This window comes from Mycobacterium colombiense (genome assembly GCF_003284935.1).
GTDB classification, from domain to species: Bacteria; Actinomycetota; Actinomycetes; order Mycobacteriales; family Mycobacteriaceae; genus Mycobacterium; species Mycobacterium arosiense_A.
On sequence record NZ_QMEV01000129.1, the window covers coordinates 1 to 4,532 of the forward strand.

General features: G+C 72.8%; 5 protein-coding genes. 1 reads left to right on the forward strand and 4 read right to left on the reverse strand.

All coding sequences use genetic code 11. The features are described from left to right. A partial coding sequence (locus DQP57_RS26150; RefSeq protein WP_112635782.1) for a methionine synthase occupies positions 1-822 on the reverse strand: 822 nt, incomplete at its 3' end. 99 nt (positions 823-921) lie between these two features. Here DQP57_RS26150 and DQP57_RS26155 point away from each other — a divergent pair. Continuing rightward, the gene (locus tag DQP57_RS26155; protein ID WP_205869244.1) at positions 922-1,566 is read left to right on the forward strand and encodes a sensor domain-containing protein; all 645 of its coding nucleotides are present in this window, start codon (positions 922-924) and stop codon (positions 1,564-1,566) included. Here the strand turns inward: DQP57_RS26155 and mnmA are convergent, their stop codons facing one another. The 3 genes from mnmA to DQP57_RS26170 all read right to left on the reverse strand — a co-directional run. Further along, positions 1,567-2,643: a tRNA 2-thiouridine(34) synthase MnmA gene (mnmA, locus tag DQP57_RS26160; RefSeq protein WP_112635784.1), complete on the reverse strand. Its 1,077-nt coding sequence runs from the start codon at positions 2,641-2,643 to the stop codon at positions 1,567-1,569. Continuing rightward, positions 2,644-3,822 carry a cysteine desulfurase family protein gene (locus tag DQP57_RS26165; RefSeq protein ID WP_112635786.1) on the reverse strand — a complete coding sequence of 393 codons (1,179 nt, stop codon included), beginning with the start codon at positions 3,820-3,822 and terminating at the stop codon, positions 2,644-2,646. Between the two features lie 33 nt (positions 3,823-3,855). Further along, positions 3,856-4,532, reverse strand: a 677-nt coding sequence (locus DQP57_RS26170; RefSeq protein ID WP_133259319.1) for a lysophospholipid acyltransferase family protein, incomplete at its 5' end; no start/stop codon positions are given.

A 4,532-nucleotide genomic window follows, 5' to 3' on the forward strand; every position in this document is an offset into this window, starting at 1 on the left:
GTTGCGGCGCGTGCTCGTGGCGCCATGTACGACGACGGTGCGGCCCGCCTCCACGAACCCGGCGATGCCGTCCAGGTCCGCGGCGCTCAGCGCGCCCGCGTCCACCGAAACGGCGCTAAATGCGCTGCGCTGCATCAGGTCCCACGGGACACCCCGGGCGCAGCAGTGCAGCAGCACCTCGCCTCCGACCGTTTGGGCGCAGCCGTCGAGCAGGCCGGCGGCCACCTCCTCGTCGAGCGGCGCCACCGGGCTCAGCGAGGTGACCCCACTGAGCCGGCCGCCCAGCGCCGTGGGCAGCGACGGCTCGTCGAACTGGACCACCACCTCCGCCTCGAGCCGGCGGGCCATCCCCGCCCGATGCGCGGCAACCCCCTCGGCCAGCGACGCCGCCAGGTCGCGCAGCGCCCCGGCGTCGGTGATCGCCCGGTGCCCGTTGGCCAGCTCGATCTCGGCGGCCAGCGTGATCGGGCCCGGCGCCTGCACCTTCACCACCCGGCCGTCGTTGCGCAGGCCGGCGGCTTCCCACGCCTCCTCCAGCGCGTCCATGTCCTCGTCGAGCAGGCTGATCGCGCGGCGGGTCACCGCCCCCGGCCGGGCGGCGAGCCGGTAGCCGCGCGGCACCGTGTCGATGGCCACGTCGACCAGCAGCGCGCCGGCCCGGCCGAGCATGTCGGCACCCACCCCGCGGGCCGGCAGTTCGACGATGTGGGCCAGCGCGCCCGCCAGTTCACCCACCACGACTTCGGCGGCTTCCCGCGCGGCGAGCCCGGGCCACGATCCGACACCGCTGGCCGTGGCGAACCGAGGGGCGAAAACACTCACCCGGCAACCGTATTCGACGTCGCAGCACTCACCGGTCGCCAGGGGTCTGTGTGCGGGCGGTCCGCGCGGGTAGGTTCGACGCAAAAGGGGTGCGTAAGGGTGTCTCAGAAGCCGAAATCAGCGTGGCTACCGCTGTTGTGCGCGGCGGTGGCGCTGGTGGCGTCGTGCACCCGGGTGGTGGACGGCGCGGCCCTGGCGGGTTCCGGCGCGAACCGCCGGGTGGTGCAGGGCGTCGACGTCGACGCGATCCTGCTGGACCAGTCGCGGATGCGCGCGATCACCGGCGCCGGCGAGCATCTGACCATCATCCCGTCGATGGACGGCACCAGCCCGGTCGACGTCGACGCGCTCGCGGAGACCGCGCCGCGCGAGTGCCGGTTCATCTACGCCGAGACGGCCACGTTCGGCCGCGATCTCGAGGCCTTCCACAAGACGACCTTTCAGGACCCGCCCGACGGCGCGCTGATCTCCGAGGGCGCCGCGGCCTATCGCGACGCCGACGCCGCCCGGCGCGCCTTCGGCGCCCTGGTGGGCACCGTCGGCGACTGCGCGAACGGCTCGAGCGGACAGCTCTACGTCGGCGACTGGAACGCCGACGCCACCACGCTGCGCCTGCGGCCGGGGGGATGCGGCCGCGACTACCGGATCCTGTCGGTGGCCATGCTGGAGGTCACCTTCTGCGGCTTCGCGCAATCGGTGTCCGACATCGTGATGACGAACATCTCCGCGAACATGCCGCGGTGATCAGCGCGCGGTGCCCGCGATGGTGGCGCTGCCGAGCACCTCGTCACCCTCGGGATCGCGGCGATAGAGCACCAGCGTCTGGCCGCGGGCCACACCGCGCATCGGGGCGCGCAGTCGCACGACCAACTCGCCGTGGACCAGTTCGGCTATCGCGTCGGCGGTTTCGCCGTGCGCGCGCACCTGAACCGCACACTCCAGCGGGCCCGACGGCGCGACACCCGACGTGAAAACTGGTGTGCGACCGATCATCTCGCGGATTTCGAGATCGGCCGCCTCCCCCACCCGCACCGTGGCGGTCTCGGCGTCGATCGCGGTGACGTAGCGCGGTCGGCCGTCGGGTCCCGGTCCGGCGATGCCGAGACCCTTGCGCTGGCCGACGGTGAACCCGTGCACGCCGTCGTGCTCGGCCAGCACCGTGCCGTCCGCATTGACCACGGCCCCGCGGCGCACGCCGATGCGCTCGCCCAGGAACGCGCGGGTGTTGCCCGAGGGGATGAAGCAGATGTCGTGGCTGTCCGGCTTGTCGGCGACGGTCAGCCCGCGTCGCGCGGCCTCGGCCCGGATCTGCGGCTTGGGGGTGTCCCCGATCGGGAACGCCGCGCGCCGCAGCTGCTCGGCGCTCAAGACGGCCAGCACGTAGGACTGGTCCTTGTCGATGTCGACGGCGCGGCGCAGCCGGCCGCCAGAGAGCCGGGCGTAATGGCCGGTGGCCACCGTATCGAAGCCCAGCGCAACGGCTTTGGCCGACAGGGCCGAGAACTTGATCTTCTGATTGCACACCACGCATGGGTTGGGCGTTTCGCCGCGCGCATACGACGACACGAATTCGTCGATCACGTCGGACTTGAACCTCTCCGCGAAATCCCATACGTAGAACGGGATTCCGAGCACATCGGCGACCCGGCGCGCATCGGAGGCGTCCTCCTTCGAGCAACACCCCCGGGAGCCGGTGCGCAGGGTGCCGGGAGCGCTGGACAGCGCCAGATGCACGCCAACCACGTCGTGTCCGGCGTCGACCATCCGGGCGGCGGCGACCGACGAGTCGACGCCACCGCTCATCGCGGCAAGCACTTTCACTTAGGACGCCCCCGCGGCGGCCAGCGCGGCCCGACGGGCGCGGTCCACCGCGCCCGGCAGCACCCGCAGCACTGCGTCGACGTCGGCATCGGAACTGGTGTGCCCCAACGACAGTCGCAACGACCCCCGGGCGGTGGCCGCGTCGGCGCCCATCGCGATCAGCACGTGGGAGGGCTGCGCGACACCGGCGGTGCATGCCGATCCGGTCGAACACTCGATTCCGTTGGCGTCCAGCAACATCAACAACGCGTCGCCCTCGCAGCCGCGGAAGGTGAAGTGCGCGTTGCCGGGAAGCCGCTGCGGGTCGCGGGCCCCATTGAGGGTGACGTCCTCGATGGCGCCCAGCACACCGGCGACCAGCCGGTCGCGCAACGCCCGCAGCCGGGCGCTGTTGGCCTCGAGGCCGTCGACCGAGATCCGGGCCGCGGCCGCCATTCCGACCGCGCCGGCGACATCGGCGGTGCCCGAACGGATGTCGCGCTCCTGCCCGCCCCCGTGCGCCAGCGGCACACACGCCACGTCGCGGCGCAGCAGCAGCGCACCGACGGCGGACGGGCCGCCGAACTTGTGCGCGGTCACGCTCATCGCCGACAGGCCGCTGGCGGCGAAGTCGACCGGCAGCTGCCCCACCGCCTGCACGGCGTCGCTGTGCATCGGGACCCCGAATTCGGCCGCCACGGCGGCCAGTTCGGCGGCCGGCATGACGGTGCCGACCTCGTTGTTCGCCCACATCACCGAGACGAGCGCGACGTCGTCGTGGCGGGTGAGCACCTCGCGCAGCGCCGCGGCCGGCACCGACCCGTCGGCGGCGGTGGGCAGCCAGGTGACCTCGGCGCCCTCGTGCTCGACGAGCCAGTGCACCGAGTCCAGCACGGCGTGGTGTTCCACCGCACTGGTGACGATGCGCCGGTGCCGCGGCTCGGCGTCGCGGCGGGCCCAGTAGATGCCCTTGACCGCCAGGTTGTCGCTCTCGGTACCGCCGGCGGTGAAGATGACCTCCGACGGTCGCGCGCCGAGCCTGTCGGCGATCAGCTCCCGGGACTCCTCGATGCGGCGCCGCGCCGCCCGGCCGCTGGTGTGCAGCGAGGACGCGTTGCCGACCGTGCCGAGCACAGCCGTCATCGCCTCGACGGCGGCGGGGTGCATCGGGGTGGTGGCGGCGTGATCGAGGTAGACCATGACGCGAACCACGATACCGGCCCGCCCGGTTGCTCAGGCCACCAGCACGTGCCCGTGACCAGCGCGCCGGGCGGTTCCGCCGCCCACCGCGGACTGGCAGCGGCCGGCCAGCGCGCGCCGGTCGGTCCCCGGGAGCTGCAGAGACTCGACGTGCACCCGCGCCAGCGTGCGCGGCACGATCAGCAGCCGGCGAATGGAGCTCAGCAGGGTCTCGTCGCCGACGAAGGCCGGCACCGTCGAGGGGCTGCCGTCGACGTGGTGATAGGTCAGCCGCACGGGCTGCACCGGGCGGCCGGCATCGATCGCCGCCTGGAACATCGCCGGGTAGAAGGCGCCCCGGTCCAGACCGCACCACGTGGTGCCCTCCGGGAAGGCCACCACCGTGTGACCGGCGCGCAGCCGGCGCGCGACGGCGTCGACCACCCCGGGCAGCCGCCGCAGGCTGGACCGCTCGATCGGGATGATCTTCAAAATGCGGGCAACCAGCCCGGTCGCGCGGCCGGTGAACATGTCGGCGCGCGCGACGAACGACCCGGGCAGCACCGAGCCGACGGCGAAGACGTCGAGCCACGACATGTGCGGGCTCACCACCAGCACCCCGCGCAGATTGCGAATCGGGTTGCCGGTCACGGTGATTCGCACACCCAGGCAGCGCAGCACCGCGCGGCAATAGATGCGCTGCGCGCGGGTGCGGCCCGGCAGCGGTACCG

Coding starts and splice junctions, on each gene's coding strand:
- DQP57_RS26165 (WP_112635786.1), bottom strand. CDS start 3,822: ATGGTCTACCTCGATCACGCCGCCACCACCCCGATGCACCCCGCCGCC.